This is a genomic window from Sphingomonas sp. Leaf21, assembly GCF_916858675.1.
In the GTDB taxonomy this organism is placed as follows: domain Bacteria; phylum Pseudomonadota; class Alphaproteobacteria; order Sphingomonadales; family Sphingomonadaceae; genus Sphingomonas.
The window spans coordinates 23,884-39,414 of the sequence record NZ_CAKASM010000017.1; the positions used below are offsets into that span (position 1 = coordinate 23,884).

Here is a 15,531-nt window from a genome sequence, read left to right on the forward strand (position 1 = left end):
TTTTCCATCAACCGCGATCGACGATCAGTCCCCGGTCAGGATCCGGTCGACCAGTTGCTTCACCGTCGGCACGAACCCGTTCGAGTAGAACGGATCGCGCTTGAAGTTATAGGCGGCGTGGCCTGCGAACATCAGGTTCTGCTCGACATCGCCGCCATGCGCGATCTCCTGCAACGTCTTCTGGATACAGAAGCTGCGCGGGTCGGCCAGGCGACCGGTCGAGTTGGTCTCGCTGTCCGCCCAGCTCGAGAACAGGCACTGCGACAGGCAGCCCATGCAGTCGGCCTGATCCTTGCGGATCTCCTTCGCCTCCTCCGGCGTGACGAAGACCAGCGTGTTGTCCGGGGTCTTCAACGCCATCGTGAAGCCGCCGCCGAACCATTCGCGCGCGCGCAGCAGGTCGCCCTTGGTCACCCAGAAATTCTTGCCCTTCACGCCGACGTCGAGCTGGAAGACATGGTCGCCCGCCTCCTGCGTCGAAAAGGCGATCTGGCGTTCCGAGCGCGCTTCGAGATTGCGCAGGAAAGGATTGCGCACCGCACTCGAATAAAAGCCGGTCGGCGAGAAACGATGGAGCAGGACGTCGCCCTCCTCGATCGTCATCAGCCGCTGCTTCCAATCCTCGGGGATCGGGCTTTCCTGGGTGAGCAACGGGCGCGTACCGAACTGGAAGGCGATCTTGCCCAGCTCGGGATTGTCGATCCAGTCGTTCCAGTCGCGCAAGTACCAGACGCCGCCCGCCATCACGATCGGCACGTCGTCCGAAATGCCGCCCTCGCGCATCGTGTCGCGCAGCGCCTTGACGCGCGGATAGGGATCCTGCGGCGCCAGCGGGTCCTCGGCGTTGGACAGGCCGTTATGGCCGCCGGCCAGCCAGGGATCCTCATAGACCACCGCCGCCAGCCACTCCGCCGCCTTCGAATAGGCGCGCTTCCACAGCGCGCGGAAGGCGCGGCCGGAGGAGACGATCGGCAGATAGCTGACCTCGTGATGCGCCGCGATCTCGGACAGCTTGTAAGGCATACCCGCGCCGCAGGTGACGCCAGCGACCAGACCCTTGGTGCGTGACAGCACGCCTTCCAGAACCCGCTGCGCGCCACCCATTTCCCACAGCACGTTGATGTTGATCGCGCCCTTGCCACCGGCGATGTCCCAGGCGCGCTTCACCTGCTGGACCGCGCCCTCGATGGCGTATTCGATCAGCTCCTCGTGCCGCTCGCGCCGGGTCAGCGCGCGGTAGATCTGGGGAATGATCTTGCCCTCGGCATCGTAGCTGTCGGCATTGACCGCGGACACGGTGCCGACGCCGCCAGCCGCCGCCCAGGCCCCCGCCGAGGCGTGATTGGTCGCGGCGACACCCTTGCCCCCTTCGATCAGCGGCCAAACCTCGCGGCCGTTATACAGGATGGGGCTCAAGCCTTTGAACACGTCTTACCCTTCTGGTCCGAAAGGGTCTCATATAGCGTGTTGGGAACGCTATGCGAGCGCGAATTAAAGGCACGCCCCCGTGCCGGTGAGCGCCGGATGAGCGCCGATGAGCGCCGGGTCAGCCGAGCGCGCCCGGTCGCCCGAGGACCTGTTCGTACAGGGCCTTATAGCGGGCGACCATCTGGCTCTGGTCGAATTCGGCGCGCGCGCGGGCCTGGTTGGCGGCACCCGCCTGGGCGCGAAGCTCGGGGTGGGCGATCAGCGCCTGGATCACGTCGCGCAGGCGAACCTCGTTGGGCGCGTCCGCGATGAACTGGCGATTGGCCTCCGACACCATCGACCGGACATCGCCCACCGGCAGCGATGCGATCGGCAGCCCCGCCGCCATACCCTCCAGCACCGAGATCGGCGCCTGTTCGGACAGCGACGACAGGGCGACGATGTCGAAATGCCGGATGAATCGATAGGGGCGTTCGAGGAAGCCGGGCATGACCAGTCGGTCGGCGATGCCCATCGCGGCGGCGGCCTGCTCGATCGTCGCGCGCTCGGGCCCCTCGCCGACGATGACCAGCCGGAAACGCCCCGGGATCCCACCCATCGCGCGGACCAGCATCGGCAGGTTCTTGACCGGACGTAGGCCCGCCAGCACGCCGACGACGATCTCCCTGGGCTGGCGCACGAATCCCGGAATGGCGGTCGGTTCGGGATCGCGCGCATAGAGTTCGGTCGCGATGCCGTTGGGAATACGGTGAACCCGCTCGGCGGGCTGCTTCCAGGTGCCAAGCGCGATGCGCTCCAGCACGTGGCTCGGCACCGCCAGCGCATCCGCCGCCGACAGGGCGATGCGGCGATAGATGTTGCGCTCCAGCTTCAGCCCGCGCGCCTCGTCGGCGTTGAACCCGTCCTCGTGATGGACCAGCGGCGGTGCGCCCTTGGGATAGACGCGCCGCGCCATCACCCCGTCGATCGCACCCCAATTATAGGTTAGCACCAGGTCGAAGCGACGCATATAGGCCGCGATCGCCTCATAGCGCTTGACCGAGGGCTTGCCGGTCAGCGGCGGCGCATCCTGTGCGATCTCGTAGCGTATGCCCTTGGCGATCGACGCGCGCGCACCCAGTTCGTCGGGCATCGCCGAGACGATGCTATGCTTGGCCGCATCGCCGAACGCATTCATCAACGCCACCGCCCGCGCCTCCTTGCCGCCCAGCGAGAAGGAGGAGTGGAGGTGGAGGATGTTGAGCGGTCGGGCCATGGGTGCCGGATTAACGGGCGGCGGCGGCAATGGAAACCGCCGGAGCGTTATTTCCTGGCTCGTGACGATCCGCCTTTTCCCTCTCCCCTGGACAGGGGAGAGGGTTAGCGAAGCTTGCCAGCGTGCTGGCTAGCGCAGCTTGGGTGAGGGGTCGAGCGAGCCGAACGGCTCGCGCCCGCGTCCGCGGGCATCACCCCTCACCCAGCTCCGACTAGGCCTTTGCCTCGGCAAAGACCAAGTCTGCGCAACCCTCTCCCCTCTGCGAGGGGCGAGGGAAGAGCGGTATGGCTGGATGCCAGTCCGCTAGCTCGCCACGCGGTCGAGCAGACGCCCGATCCCCGCCAGCGCCTCCGGCTCGGTCAGCAGCGGCGTGTGGCCGACATGCGGCACGGTCACCAGCTCGGACGGTGACAACACCTGCACCATCCGCTCGGCGACGGCGGCGCTCAGGATATCCGAGCGCTCGCCCCGCACGACCAGCGTCGGCACGCCGTTCAGCGCGTCGAGTGCCGCCCACATATCGGGGCCAGCCTCGGCATTGGGTACGCGGAACGGCTCGGCGATCTTGAGATCGTAATCGAGCACGATCCTGCCCGCGCTTGTCAGCCGGTGGGTGCGCTTGGCCATGGCCAGCCAGTCCTCGATCCCCCAGTCGGGATAGACGTCCGCATTGGTCTCCTGAAGGCAGCGCGCGGCGTGGAGCCAGGACGGAAAGCTCTGCCCCTTGCCGACATAGCCGCGGATCCGCGCCAGCCCGGCCGCCTCGATCTCCGGCCCGATATCGTTGAGCACCGCGCCCGCCAGCCGCCCGCGCGCCGTCGCCGCCAGCACCATCGTCACGATCCCGCCCAGCGAGGTGCCGACCGCGACGAACCGGGTGATGCCCAGCTCCTCCAGCATCGCGTCGACATCCTGGACATAGGTCAGCGGGACATAGGTCATCGGATCCTTGGCATAGGCGCTTTCGCCCCGCCCCCGGAAACTGACCGCGATCAGCCGCGCGCGTCCGCCCAGCGCATCCGCCAGCCCCTCGAAGTCGCGGGCGTTCCGGGTCAGGCCGGGCAGGCAGATGATGGGGGGCAGCGCATCCGATCCCGGATAATCGCGCGCATGGAGCCGCAGGCCGTCTTTCGACCACCAATATCGATTCTCATGAGGAGTCATGCTTGAAGGTCCTCCGGTGCCGCCTCCATATCGCGGTATGCCCCTTTCCCCGCAAGCCTATCGCCCGTCGACCGCCCTGACCGAGGTCGCGGATTTCCTAGCCGATCCGGTGGAGGCGGCGGATTTCCCACAAACGATTCTCCGCTTCCGCAACGATCGCGCCGCCGCCGAGATCGGGCTGGAGACGCTGAGCGACGCGGAATGGACGGCGCATCTCGGGCGGTTCCAGCCGCTGCCCGGCACCCTGCCCGGTCCGATGGCGCTGCGCTATCACGGGCATCAGTTCCGCCAGTATAACGCGGACCTCGGCGACGGGCGCGGCTTCACCTTCGCGCAGATGCTGGCGACCGACGGCCGCTTGCTCGAACTCGGCACCAAGGGGTCTGGCCAGACCCCCTATAGCCGCTTCGGCGACGGTCGCCTGACCCTGAAGGGTGGCGTCCGCGAAATCCTGGCGACCGAGATGCTGGAGGCTCTGAATGTCCCCACGTCGCGCACCTTGTCGCTGATCGAGACGGGCGAGGCGCTTCATCGGGGCGACGAGCCCTCCCCCACCCGCTCCGCCGTGATGGTGCGGATGAGCCATGGCCATATCCGCATCGGCAGCTTCCAGCGGCTCGCCTTCGAGCGGGACGAGGCGGGGATGAAGCGGCTGGTCACCTATGTGCTGCGGCATTTCTACGCCGAGGAGTCCGACGATCCCGTCCGACTGCTCACCCTGGTGGCGCAGCGAACCGCGACGCTCGCCGCGCGCTACATGGCCGCCGGGTTCGTCCATGGCGTACTCAATTCGGACAATATCAACGTGACGGGCGAAAGCTTCGACTATGGCCCGTGGCGGTTCGCGCCGAAATGGGATCCCGAGTTCACCGCCGCCTATTTCGACCAGACGGGCCTCTATGCGCTCGCGCGGCAGCCGGACGCGATCCAGTGGGACGTCATGCAGCTCGCCTCCAGCCTGCGCCTGATCGCGGAGAGCGATCCGCTGATCGCCGCGCTGGAAGGGTTCGCGACGACCTATCAGGCGGAGATCGTCACCGCGATCCTGTGGCGGCTGGGCCTGACCCCGCGCGGCGGAACCGAGGACCGCGCGCTGGTCCAGACCTTCGAACGGGCCTTGCGCACGTCGCAGGCCGGGATCGATCGCGTCTATTTCGACCTGTTCGGCGGACAGGTGCCCGAAAGCTACGACGAGACGTGGAACGAGCTTCGCGACCTGATCGAGCCCTATACGCCCCGCCGCGCGCGGGATCATGGCTATTGGCGCGGCGAGCCCGAATCGATGCTGATCGATGAGGTCGAGGCGATCTGGGCGCCGATCGCAGAGGATGACGACTGGTCGATGCTCCACGACAAGATCGCACGGGTACGCGCCATGGGCGCCGCGCTTGCCGACCCCGATGCGGCGGCCTAGCCTCACCCCATGACCGAGATGCTGTCGACCTTCGAACCCGCCACCGGCGCGCTGCTCACCGAACTCCCCGTGGGCGACGCCAACCGGGACGTCGCCGCCGCGCGAGACGCCTGGGACGCCTGGGCCGCGACCCCGCTCGCCGAGCGAACCGCCATGCTCCGCCGCTTCGCCGAGATCGTTCGCGAGCGGGCCGAACCCTTCGCCGACCTGATCGCGCGCGAGACGGGCAAGCCGCTGTGGGAAGCCAGGACCGAGGTCGATACCGTCATCGCCAAGGTCGCCATCTCGATCACCGCGCAAGCCGAACGCGCGGGCGAGCGCGCCAGCGATCAACCCGGTGGCGGGCAGATGGCGTTGCGCCACCGTCCGCACGGGGTGGTGGCGGTGCTGGGGCCCTATAACTTCCCCGCGCATCTGCCCAACGGCCACATCGTCCCCGCGCTGCTGGCGGGCAATGCGGTGGTGTTCAAGCCGTCCGAGAAGACGCCCGCGACGGGGGCGTTCCTCGTCGAATGCTATCATGCGGCGGGGGTTCCCGAGGGCGTCGTCCGGCTGTTGATCGGTGGCCCCGATCAGGGCCGCGCGCTGGCCGGGCATGACGACATCGACGGGCTGCTCTTCACGGGATCGGCACGCACCGGCATCGCGCTCAACCGCCAGTTCGCCGAGCGGCCCGAGAAGATCCTGGCGCTCGAGATGGGCGGGAACAACCCGCTGATCGTCTGGGACGAACCCGACCTCGACACCGCCGCCGCACTGATCGTCCAGTCGGCCTATACCACCGCCGGACAGCGCTGCACGGCGGGACGGCGGCTGATCGTCGAGGATCGACTGTACGAGCCGCTGATCGCCACGCTGACCCGGCTGACCGACCGGATCATCGTCGGCGCGCCACATGACGAACCGGCGCCGTTCATGGGACCGGTGATCGACAATGACGCGGCCGATCAGCTGCTGGCGCGCGTCGCGGACCTTGTCGCCGCCGGGGCCAGCGCGATCCGCCCGCTGGAACGTCGCAGCCCGAACCTGCCGTTCCTGACACCCGCGATCCTCGACGTGACGAACGTCGCCGACCGCCCCGATGACGAACTGTTCGGCCCGGTCCTGCAAGTCTCCCGCGCTCGGGACTTCGGGGATGCCCTGCGCCAGGCGAACGCCACCCGCTATGGCCTGTCCGCCTCGCTGATCAGCCCGTCGCGCGAACGCTATGACGCGTTCTGGGCCGGCATCCGCGCCGGCATCGTCAACTGGAACCGCCCGACCAACGGCGCCGCCTCCAGCGCACCTTTCGGAGGGATCGGCTTCTCGGGCAATCACCGCCCCAGCGCCTATTACGCCGCCGATTACTGCGCCTATCCCGTGGCCAGCGCGGAGGTGGCGGAGGCCGCGGCGACGATCGCGGTCGGCGTCCGTCCCGAAAGCTGATCTACCCCCGCCCCAAGGATCGCTCGGTTGTGGACGCCGGGCGGGACGATCATCTGTTGGACATGGCTAGCCTTCTCGACCCCGCCGCGCGCGGCCGCGTGATCCTTGTCGGTGCCGGACCCGGTGATCCGGGGCTGCTGACCGTGCGGGCGGTCGAGGCGCTGAAGAACGCCGATGTCGTGGTGCATGACGGGCTGATCGACCCCCGCGTCCTCGACATCGCGCCCGCGGAGGCACAGCGCATCTCGGTCGCCAAGCGGCGCGCGCGGCATACCCTGTCACAGGACGCGATCAACGCGCTGATCGTCGCGCATGTGAAGACCGGCGCGATCGTCGTTCGACTGAAGGGCGGCGACCCGTTCATCTTCGGGCGCGGCGGCGAGGAGGTCGAGGCGGTACGCGCGGCGGGCCTGAGGGTCGAGGTCATTCCCGGCGTTTCGGCGGCGCTCGGCTGCGCGGCGGAGGCGATGTTGCCGCTGACCCACCGCGACCACGCCTCGGCGGTGTCCTTCGTCGCCGGGCAGTGCAAGGGGCTGACCGATCAGGACTGGTCTGGCCTCGCCGGACAGGGGCGCACGCTCGTCATCTATATGGGCGTGGCGACCGCGAACGGCATCGCCGACAAGTTGATGGCGGACGGCGTCGCGCCCGACATGCCGGTCGCGGTACTGGAACGCGGCACGCTGGAAGGGCACCGGGCGGTGCGCACGCTGCTCGCCGATCTTGGTCCGATGGTCGAGCGCGAAAAGGTGCAGAGCCCGGCGATCATCGTCGTCGGAGAGGTCGTGCTGTTGTCGGATGCCGAGGACAAGCTGGCGCGTTGGGCCCGTGTGGCGGAAGGGATGAACGCATGAAGCTGCTGACCGGCAATGATCTGGCGACCGGTGACGTCGTCTGGTGGACGGGGCGCGACTGGTCGCGTCATATCGAGGATGCGGCCGATGTCGGCGCGACCGGCGAAGCGACCTTGCGCGCCGAGGAAGGCGCGCGCCGGGTCAACGTCCCGTATCTGATCGACGCCGAGGCCACCGAACAGGGCCCTCGCCCGGCCCATATCAAGGACCGCATCCGCGCGCTCGGCCCGACGGTGCGCCCCGACCTGACGCTCAAGCCCGCCGATGCGGATGCCGGCGCCTGGGTCATTTGAAAGAATAGCGCATGTACGTTTACGACGAATATGACCAGAACATCGTCGATGCCCGTGTCGAGGAGTTTCGCGATCAGGTGAGCCGTCGCCTGTCGGGCGCGATGACCGAGGATCAGTTCAAGCCGCTGCGGCTGATGAACGGCCTGTATCTGCAACTTCACGCCTACATGCTGCGCGTCGCGGTGCCCTATGGCACGCTGGACAGCCGCCAGATGCGGATGCTGGGCCATATCGCGCGCAAGTACGACCGTGGGTACGGCCATTTCACCACGCGCCAGAACATCCAGTATAACTGGATCAAGCTGGCCGATGCACCCGACATCCTGGCCGAGCTGGCGACGGTGCAGATGCACGCCATCCAGACCTCGGGCAATTGCATCCGCAACATCTCGTCCGACCAGTTCGCGGGCGCGGCGGCCGATGAGGTCGCCGACCCGCGCCCCTGGGCCGAGCTGATCCGGCAATGGTCGACCTTCCATCCGGAATTCACCTACCTGCCGCGCAAGTTCAAGATCGCGGTGATCGCCGCCGACGACGACCGTGCGGCGATGCGGCTGCATGACATCGGTATCCAGCTCCTGGAGCGGGACGGCGTGCTGGGCGCGAAGATCTTCGTCGGCGGTGGCATGGGCCGTACCCCGATGATCGCGCACGAGGTGAAGGACTTCATCACCGCCGACCACCTCATGAGCTATCTGGAAGCGTGCCTGCGCGTCTACAACCGCTATGGCCGCCGCGATAATATCTACAAGGCGCGGATCAAGATCCTGCTGCACGAGATCGGCGTCGAAGCCTATCGCGAACAGGTGGAGGCGGAGTTCGCCGCGATCCGCGATCTGGGCATCGACCCGCCGGTCGCCGAGCTGGCGCGGATCACCGCCATGTTCGGGGGCCCCGATTTCGCCAGGGACGCGCCAGACACGGTCGATCGCTCGGACCCCGATTTCGCCGTCTGGCTCGACCAGAATGTCGCGGGCCACAAGCAACCCGGCCACGCCATCGTCACGATCAGCCTGAAGCCGATCGGCGGCATCCCCGGCGACGCGTCCGCCGACCAGATCGACCTGATGGCGGACCTGGCCGAGCGTTACGGCCATGACGAACTGCGCGTCACCCACGCCCAGAACATCGTCCTGCCGCATGTCCGCAAGGCCGACCTCTACGCCATCTGGACCGCGCTTCGCGATGCCGGGCTGGCCGAGGCCAATCTCGACCTGATCTCGGACATCATCGCCTGCCCCGGCCTCGATTATTGCAGTTTGGCCAATGCGCGCTCCATCCCGCTGGCGCAGAAGATCGGCGAGCGTTTCGCCGGTCGGCAGCGCGAGCTGGGCGAGTTGAAGCTGAAGATCTCGGGCTGCATCAACGCCTGCGGCCACCATCATGCCGGGCATATCGGCATCCTGGGCGTCGATAAGAAAGGCACCGAGAATTACCAGCTGCTGCTCGGCGGATCGGGCGCGGAGGACGTCTCGCTCGGCAAGATCACCGGCCCCGGCTTTGACGAGGACGGCGTGGTCGACGCGATCGAGCGGGTGACCGACCGCTATGTCGAATTGCGCGAGGGCGGTGAACGCTTCCTCGACACCTATCGCCGTGTGGGTATGCAGCCGTTCAAGGAAGCCATCTATGGTTGATCCGATCACCGTGAATACCGACGCGGGCGCCACGCTGCTGCGGTTTCGCGACGACATCGTGCATGACGAACCCGCGGTGACGCTCGACGCGTTCCTGGGCCAGACCAATGCCACCGCCGTCCGGCTCGAGGCGGGCGACGACGCGCGTGAACTCCTGCCCCATCTGGGACAGATCGGGCTGGTCGAAATCAGCTTTCCGACCTTTCGCGACGGCCGCGGCTATTCGGCGGCGCGTATCCTGCGCGAGGCGGGGTTCGAGGGCGAGCTGCGCGCGGCGGGCGACGTGCTGGTCGATCAGATCCCGCATATGCGCCGCTGCGGCTTCGACAGCTTCGCACCCCAGGCGCCGATCGACGGGCCGACGCTGAACAAGCTGCTGGCGCTCTATCCGAAGCCCTATCAGAAGGCGGCCGACGCCCGCGTGCCGGTGTGGAAACTCCGCCATGGCTGAACGCTCGCTCGACCGGATCGACGTTCGGCCGGCCTACAGCCTGGAGGACGCCGCCGCCTATGAGACGCGATTCGCCGGCGTTCCGGCGCCGGAGATGCTGCGTACCCTGCTGACCGGCGAATTGCGCGGGCAGATCGCCGCTGTGTCGTCCTTCGGCACCGAATCCGCCGTCCTGTTGCACATGGTGGCGCAGGCCGATCCGGCGACGCCGGTGGTTTTCACCGACACGCTGAAGATGTTTCCCGAGACGCTGGTCTATCGCGATGTGCTGGTCGAACGGTTGGGCCTGCTCGACGTGCGCGTGATCCGGCCCGACCCGGCCCGGCTTGCCGCCAGGGACCCCGACGGCATCCGCCACGGTTACGATCCCGATGGCTGTTGCGACCTGCGCAAGGTCGAGCCGCTCGCGCGCGGCCTCGCGCCGTTCGAGGCGTGGATTTCGGGTCGCAAGGGTTTCCAGGCGGGAACCCGCCGGGCCCTGCCCCGCTTCGAGGTCGAAGAGGGGCGGTTGAAGCTCAACCCACTGGCCGATTGGGACAAGGTCGCGCTGGACGACTATTTTACGCGTCGCGACCTGCCCCGCCATCCGCTGGAGGCGGAGGGCTATCTCTCGATCGGCTGCGCGCCGTGCACCAGCAAGGTCAAGCCCGGCGAGGATCCGCGCGCGGGCCGCTGGCGCGGGTTCGACAAGGTCGAATGCGGGATACACCGGCCGGTGTCCGCCGTTTAACCTCCACCAAGGAGGCGGGTATGCGCGAACTGATCCTGAAGATGACGATGTCGCTCGACGGATTCGTCAGTGCGAGCGATGGCGACAATCGCTGGATGTTCGGGCAGGACCCGATCGCGAAGGCCTGGAGCATCGATTATCTCGCGCAGGCCGGGCTGCATATCATGGGGCGGGAGACGTTTCATGCCATGGCCGATCACTGGCCGGGCTCGAGCGATCCCTTCGCCGCGCCGATGAACGCGGTGCCCAAGGTCGTCTTCTCGCGCGAGGGCGATGAAATCGTGCCCGACGTGGTGACCCTGCCGCCCGGTGGCGAAAGCTGGGCCGAGGCCTATGTGGCGAACGGCGACCTCGGCGAAGAAGTCGCCGCGTTGAAGGCCGAGCCGGGCGGGCCGATCATCGCGCATGGCGGGGTACGCTTCGCGCGAAGCCTGATCGCGCATCGCCTCGTGGACCGGTTCGCGCTGCTCGTCGTGCCGGTCGCGCTGGGACGTGGCGAGGCGTTGTTCCCGGAACTCGAGGCGCCGCTGGCGTTGACGCTGTTGGAGGCGACGGCCTTCCCCGGCGGGGCGATCGCGAAGGTGTTACGCCCTTCGTGACGCCGTGCGGGGCGTGGCCTTCGGCTTCGCTCAGGCGGAACGGGGGGCGCGTCGGTCCTACGCCCCACCCCGTGCGATCAATACCCCGCGAAGTCGGTGAACCGCGTGATCGTCGGATCGAACTTCATCACCACCTTGCCGGTCGCGCCGTGACGCTGCTTCGCCACGATCAGCTCGGCCAGGCCATAGACCCGCTCCACCTCGGTCGCCCATTTGGCATGGTCCTCGAAGACCTTGCCGTCATCGCCTTCCATCGGGCGCTTGGGCTCGCGCTGCATCATGTAATAGTCCTCGCGGAACACGAACCAGACCATGTCGGCGTCCTGCTCGATCGAGCCCGATTCGCGAAGGTCGGACAGCATCGGCCTCTTGTCCTCGCGCTGCTCGACCGCACGGCTGAGCTGCGACAGCGCCAGCACCGGCACGTTCATGTCCTTGGCCAGCGTCTTCAGCCCGCGCGAAATCTCGGAGATTTCCTGCACGCGGTTGCCCTCCGACGACTTGCCCGAGCCGGTCAGGAGCTGGAGATAGTCGACCACGACCAGCCCGATCTCGTTGTTATGCCGCCGCTGGAGCCGCCGGACGCGGGTGTGCAGCGCGGAGATGGACAGGCCACCGGTGTCGTCGATGAACAACGGCAACTGCTCCAGCTCGGCGGCGGCGGCGGCGAGTTGCGCGAACTCGTTGCGACTGATCTTGCCCATGCGAAGCGCTTCGGAGCTGATTCCCGACTGCTCGGCCAGGATACGGGTGGCGAGCTGGTCGGCCGACATTTCGAGGCTGAAGAACGCGACCTTCGCCCCCACCGACTCGGAGGGCGGGATGCCGTCCTGCATGTCGCGCATCCACCGCCGCGCGGCGTTGAACGCGATATTGGTCGCAAGCGAGGTCTTGCCCATGCCTGGACGGCCCGCCAGGATCATCAGGTCGGAGCGGTGCATACCGCCGATCTTGGCGTTGACCGAGTCCAGGCCCGTCGTGATGCCCGAGACATGGCCACCCGAATTGAGCGCGCGCTCGGCGTTCTTGACCGCCATGGTGGTGGCCTGGGCGAAGCTCTTGACCGCATTTTCGGAGCCGCCGTCCGCCGCGACCTTGAACAGTTCGTTCTCCGCCAGCTCGATCTGCGCGCGCGGGTTCACCTCTTCGGAGGTGTCCATCGCCCGGTCGACCAGCGTGCGCCCCACCGTCACCAGCGCGCGGAGCATGGCGAGGTCGTAAATCTGCGTCGCGAACTGCCGCGCGCCGATCAGGCCCGCGCCCGAACCGGTCAGTTGCGCGAGGTAGGACGGGCCGCCCAGCGCCTTCATCCCCTCGTCCGCCTCGAACATCGGGCGAAGCGTGACGGGGGTCGCCAGCATGTCGGTGGCGCGCAGATTCTTGATCGCGGCAAACACACGGCCATGCACCGGCTCGAAGAAATGGTCGGCGTCGATCCGGTCGACCAGATCGTCGGCCAGCCGGTTGTCGATCATCATCGCGCCCAGCAGCGCGGCCTCCGCCTCGATATTGCGGGGAAGCTGCTGCGGCTCGGCACCGGCAGCGGGGTTCGGGAATGCAAGGGTGGCCATTTCTCCTGCGTTAGCGCGCAACGTGGCCGTCTGTGAAGTTGATTGCGTCGATCAGCGGGGGATTTGCGGCGCACGCGCTTCGCGACTATCCCGGTCGCCATGGCCGATCCGCGGATCATATCGATTGACCTGGACGAGCGCAGCCTGGGCTGGCGCTCGTCCGATGTCGAGCAAGAGCGGCGCATCGCGATCTTCGACCTGATCGAGGAGAATTACTTCGCCCCGCAACGGCCCCAGGCGGACGGCTATGCGGGGCCCTACCGCATCAAGCTGGAGTCGGAGGAAGGGCGGCTGGGCATCCATATGCACCGTGAGGACGGGACGCATATCGAGACGCTGGTGCTGGCGCTCGGGCGCTTCCGGCGACCGATCAAGGACTATTTCGCGATCTGCGACAGCTATTATCAGGCGATCCGGGCCGCGACCCCGCAACAGATCGAGACGATCGATATGGCACGGCGCGGCATCCATAACGAGGCGGCGGAGATGTTGAAGGAACGACTGACGGGCAAGATCGAAGTCGACTTCGATACCGCGCGTCGCCTCTTCACACTGCTCTGCGTCCTGCATATCCGCAACTGATGGCGATTCTCTGGAAAATCGGTGCGGGGCTGCTCGCACTCGGCGTGATCAGCGCGGGCGGGCGGCATTGGGCGACCCATTGGCAACCCGCGACCGAGACCTACAAGCTGCAGGGCATCGATCTCCCCGAAAACCCGCCAGCGGTCGAGTGGCGGACGCTGCGCGCGAACGGTGCGGACTTCGCCTATCTGGTCGCCACCTCGGGCGCGGATCGGCGCGATACGGCGTTCGAGGGCAATTGGGCCGCTTTGCCAGAGGCCGGGCTGCGGCGGGGGGCGATCCATATCTATTCGCTGTGCCAGCCCGCCACGGCGCAGGCGGATGCGTTCAACATCTTCGTGCCGCGCGCGGGCGACGCGCTGCCCGCCGCGATCGACCTGTCCTATCATGCCGATTGTACCGCACGGCCCGATCGCGCGACGCTGGTCGCCGACCTGACGCGCTTCGTCACGATGGTCGAGACGCATACCGGCAAGCCCGTGATGCTGCGCGTGTCCAAGCCGTTCGAATCGGATTACGCCATCACCGCCGCCCTGCCCCGCCCGGTCTGGGCGATGGGCAACATGCTCAAACCCGATTATGCCGCGCGCCCCTGGCGCATGTGGCGTGCCAGCGATTTCCGCCGGGTCGAGGGGGTGGAAGGCCCCGTCAACTGGGACGTCGTCACACCATGAATGCCATCGATCCAAATGCCCTGATCGCTGCCGCGCGCACCGCCGCACGCAATGCGCATGCGCCCTATAGCCGGTTCGCGGTGGGCGCGGCATTGGCGATGGAGGATGGCTCGATCATCACCGGCGCCAATTTCGAGAATGCGAGCTATGGCCTGTCGCTCTGTGCCGAGACGGTCGCCATCGCTACCGCCTCCGCCGCCGGTCGGCTGCGCGAGATCGTCGCGATCGGCGTGATCGGCGGTGCGATGGACGCGGACGGCGTTGCCACCGGCGACACCCCGGTGAGCCCTTGTGGCCGCTGCCGCCAGGTCATCAACGAAGCCGCGCAAATGGGCGGCCGCGACCTGCCCGTCCATTGCGGATCGGCGGAGGGCGATGCCGTGCGGACGTACCGGCTTTCGGATCTGCTGCCGGATGCCTTCGGTCCCGCGGATCTGGGGATCGGATGAATTCGTTCGCGCGAAGGCGCGAGGACGCGAAGATTGGGGGCGCGGAGACGGTCGGGGCCGACACCTCCCCGGTCTCCACGCCTCCACGCGGACATGATTTCTCCTCCGCCGCTTCGCGCGAACAAATTCAAGCTCCCGGCACCTCGCCCCGCGCCTTCATCGCGGCACTCGCCGCCTGGATGAATTGCCACACCTCGGATGAAAAGCCGGGATCGGCCTGCCCCTCCCACGCCGCCCGGTTCTCGTGCAGCCGGGTCGCCCCCGCCCACATGTCCGGCGACGCCACCGCACGGAAGGGCGCCAGCAGCGCGAACCACTCACGAACGAAGCCGCGCGCCGCGTCCGAAGCCGGGTCCATCGGCAGCGCCGCCGCGATCCGCTGGCCGAGTTCCGCCCATTTCGCCTGATACGCATCCTGGTCGAAGTCCGGCGCCAAGGCGTTCATCCGCTCGGCCCAATGTGCCTGTTCCGCGGGCGTGAAGTGCTGGTCGACCACGGATTTCCACTGTGTCGTCGTCATGGCATGTCCTTTTCGGATCAGCGAGCATAGCGTCGCGACATCGATGTGCTCGCCAACATCGATGCGGGACTGAATGGACCCAAGCAGCGCGGCGGTGTCCGTCAGCGCCGCACGCTCCGCCTCGACCACCTTGACCTGCGCCGCGATCATCGGGCCCAGCCCTATCCCGCGCCCGTCGAGCATTCGGCCGATCGCGGCCAGGGTGAAGCCTGCCCGTTTGAGCGCGACGATGGCGTGCAGCCGTTCGACCTCGCCCGCACCGAAAATGCGTCTGCCGCCCTCGCTGCGCAGCGGCCGTATCAGCCCCCTCGCCTCGTAAAAGCGCAGCGCCCGGCTGCTCAGGCCCGTCGCACGGGCGATCTCTGTGATGTCGAGCATGGCGGTCATGCGCGCACCGTACCGCTTGACGCAACGTCAACCGCAAGCCCCAATATGACGATGCCGCTTGCCCTGCCCCCGCGATCCGGCGATGAGCGGCCACGCAA

16 protein-coding genes are annotated in these 15,531 nt (G+C 67.4%); 11 read left to right on the plus strand and 5 right to left on the minus strand.

Annotation, left to right across the window (positions count from 1 at the left end; all coding sequences use genetic code 11):
• Window positions 1-24 precede the first annotated feature (24 nt).
• The 3 genes from LRP66_RS12905 to LRP66_RS12915 all read right to left on the minus strand — a co-directional run bounded on the left by LRP66_RS12905 (window position 25) and on the right by LRP66_RS12915 (window position 3,847).
• Complete coding sequence (locus tag LRP66_RS12905; protein WP_230483010.1) at window positions 25-1,428, minus strand: NAD(P)H-dependent flavin oxidoreductase; 1,404 nt, start codon at window positions 1,426-1,428, stop codon at window positions 25-27.
• Window positions 1,429-1,546: 118 nt separating this feature from the next.
• Window positions 1,547-2,683, minus strand: coding sequence for a glycosyltransferase family 4 protein (locus LRP66_RS12910; RefSeq protein ID WP_230483011.1), 1,137 nt, complete (start codon window positions 2,681-2,683; stop codon window positions 1,547-1,549).
• A gap of 303 nt (window positions 2,684-2,986) precedes the next feature.
• Complete coding sequence (locus LRP66_RS12915; RefSeq protein WP_230483012.1) at window positions 2,987-3,847, minus strand: alpha/beta fold hydrolase; 861 nt, start codon at window positions 3,845-3,847, stop codon at window positions 2,987-2,989.
• 37 nt (window positions 3,848-3,884) lie between these two features.
• On the opposite strand from LRP66_RS12915, the gene LRP66_RS12920 reads away from it, so the two are divergent.
• The 8 genes from LRP66_RS12920 to LRP66_RS12955 all read left to right on the plus strand — a co-directional run bounded on the left by LRP66_RS12920 (window position 3,885) and on the right by LRP66_RS12955 (window position 11,250).
• Window positions 3,885-5,261, plus strand: a complete 1,377-nt coding sequence (locus LRP66_RS12920; RefSeq protein ID WP_230483051.1) for a protein adenylyltransferase SelO family protein — start codon at window positions 3,885-3,887, stop codon at window positions 5,259-5,261.
• A 9-nt stretch (window positions 5,262-5,270) separates the two neighbouring features.
• A complete protein-coding gene (gene astD, locus LRP66_RS12925; protein ID WP_230483013.1) occupies window positions 5,271-6,686 on the plus strand; it encodes a succinylglutamate-semialdehyde dehydrogenase in 1,416 nt (471 codons plus the stop codon).
• A gap of 62 nt (window positions 6,687-6,748) precedes the next feature.
• A complete protein-coding gene (gene cobA / locus LRP66_RS12930; protein ID WP_230483014.1) occupies window positions 6,749-7,540 on the plus strand; it encodes a uroporphyrinogen-III C-methyltransferase in 792 nt (263 codons plus the stop codon).
• Window positions 7,537-7,833: a DUF2849 domain-containing protein gene (locus tag LRP66_RS12935; RefSeq protein WP_230483015.1), complete on the plus strand. Its 297-nt coding sequence runs from the start codon at window positions 7,537-7,539 to the stop codon at window positions 7,831-7,833. Before cobA ends, LRP66_RS12935 begins: the two co-directional genes overlap by 4 nt.
• Window positions 7,834-7,844: 11 nt before the next feature.
• Window positions 7,845-9,470, plus strand: coding sequence for a nitrite/sulfite reductase (locus LRP66_RS12940; RefSeq protein WP_230483016.1), 1,626 nt, complete (start codon window positions 7,845-7,847; stop codon window positions 9,468-9,470).
• On the plus strand, window positions 9,463-9,921 hold the full coding sequence (locus tag LRP66_RS12945) for a DUF934 domain-containing protein (RefSeq protein WP_230483017.1): 459 nt from the start codon (window positions 9,463-9,465) through the stop codon (window positions 9,919-9,921). Before LRP66_RS12940 ends, LRP66_RS12945 begins: the two co-directional genes overlap by 8 nt.
• Window positions 9,914-10,651: a phosphoadenylyl-sulfate reductase gene (locus LRP66_RS12950; protein WP_230483018.1), complete on the plus strand. Its 738-nt coding sequence runs from the start codon at window positions 9,914-9,916 to the stop codon at window positions 10,649-10,651. The genes LRP66_RS12945 and LRP66_RS12950 overlap by 8 nt, the downstream gene beginning before the upstream one ends.
• Before the next feature lie 20 nt (window positions 10,652-10,671).
• Window positions 10,672-11,250, plus strand: a complete 579-nt coding sequence (locus LRP66_RS12955) for a dihydrofolate reductase family protein (protein ID WP_230483019.1) — start codon at window positions 10,672-10,674, stop codon at window positions 11,248-11,250.
• A 77-nt stretch (window positions 11,251-11,327) separates the two neighbouring features.
• Here the strand turns inward: LRP66_RS12955 and LRP66_RS12960 are convergent, their stop codons facing one another.
• Window positions 11,328-12,821: a replicative DNA helicase gene (locus LRP66_RS12960; RefSeq protein WP_230483020.1), complete on the minus strand. Its 1,494-nt coding sequence runs from the start codon at window positions 12,819-12,821 to the stop codon at window positions 11,328-11,330.
• A 99-nt stretch (window positions 12,822-12,920) separates the two neighbouring features.
• Here LRP66_RS12960 and LRP66_RS12965 point away from each other — a divergent pair, with 99 nt between their 5' ends.
• The 3 genes from LRP66_RS12965 to LRP66_RS12975 are packed head-to-tail and all read left to right on the plus strand — an operon-like array spanning window position 12,921 to window position 14,526.
• Window positions 12,921-13,403 (plus strand): UPF0262 family protein, encoded by a 483-nt coding sequence (locus tag LRP66_RS12965; RefSeq protein ID WP_230483021.1) that lies wholly within the window; start codon window positions 12,921-12,923, stop codon window positions 13,401-13,403.
• Entirely contained in the window at window positions 13,403-14,077 is a 675-nt protein-coding gene (locus LRP66_RS12970) for a GH25 family lysozyme (protein ID WP_230483022.1), read from the plus strand. Before LRP66_RS12965 ends, LRP66_RS12970 begins: the two co-directional genes overlap by 1 nt.
• Window positions 14,074-14,526 (plus strand): cytidine deaminase, encoded by a 453-nt coding sequence (locus LRP66_RS12975; protein ID WP_230483023.1) that lies wholly within the window; start codon window positions 14,074-14,076, stop codon window positions 14,524-14,526. The genes LRP66_RS12970 and LRP66_RS12975 overlap by 4 nt, the downstream gene beginning before the upstream one ends.
• A gap of 127 nt (window positions 14,527-14,653) precedes the next feature.
• Here LRP66_RS12975 and LRP66_RS12980 read toward each other — a convergent pair whose 3' ends face one another.
• Entirely contained in the window at window positions 14,654-15,433 is a 780-nt protein-coding gene (locus LRP66_RS12980) for a MerR family transcriptional regulator (RefSeq protein ID WP_230483024.1), read from the minus strand.
• Between the last annotated feature and the right edge of the window lie 98 nt (window positions 15,434-15,531).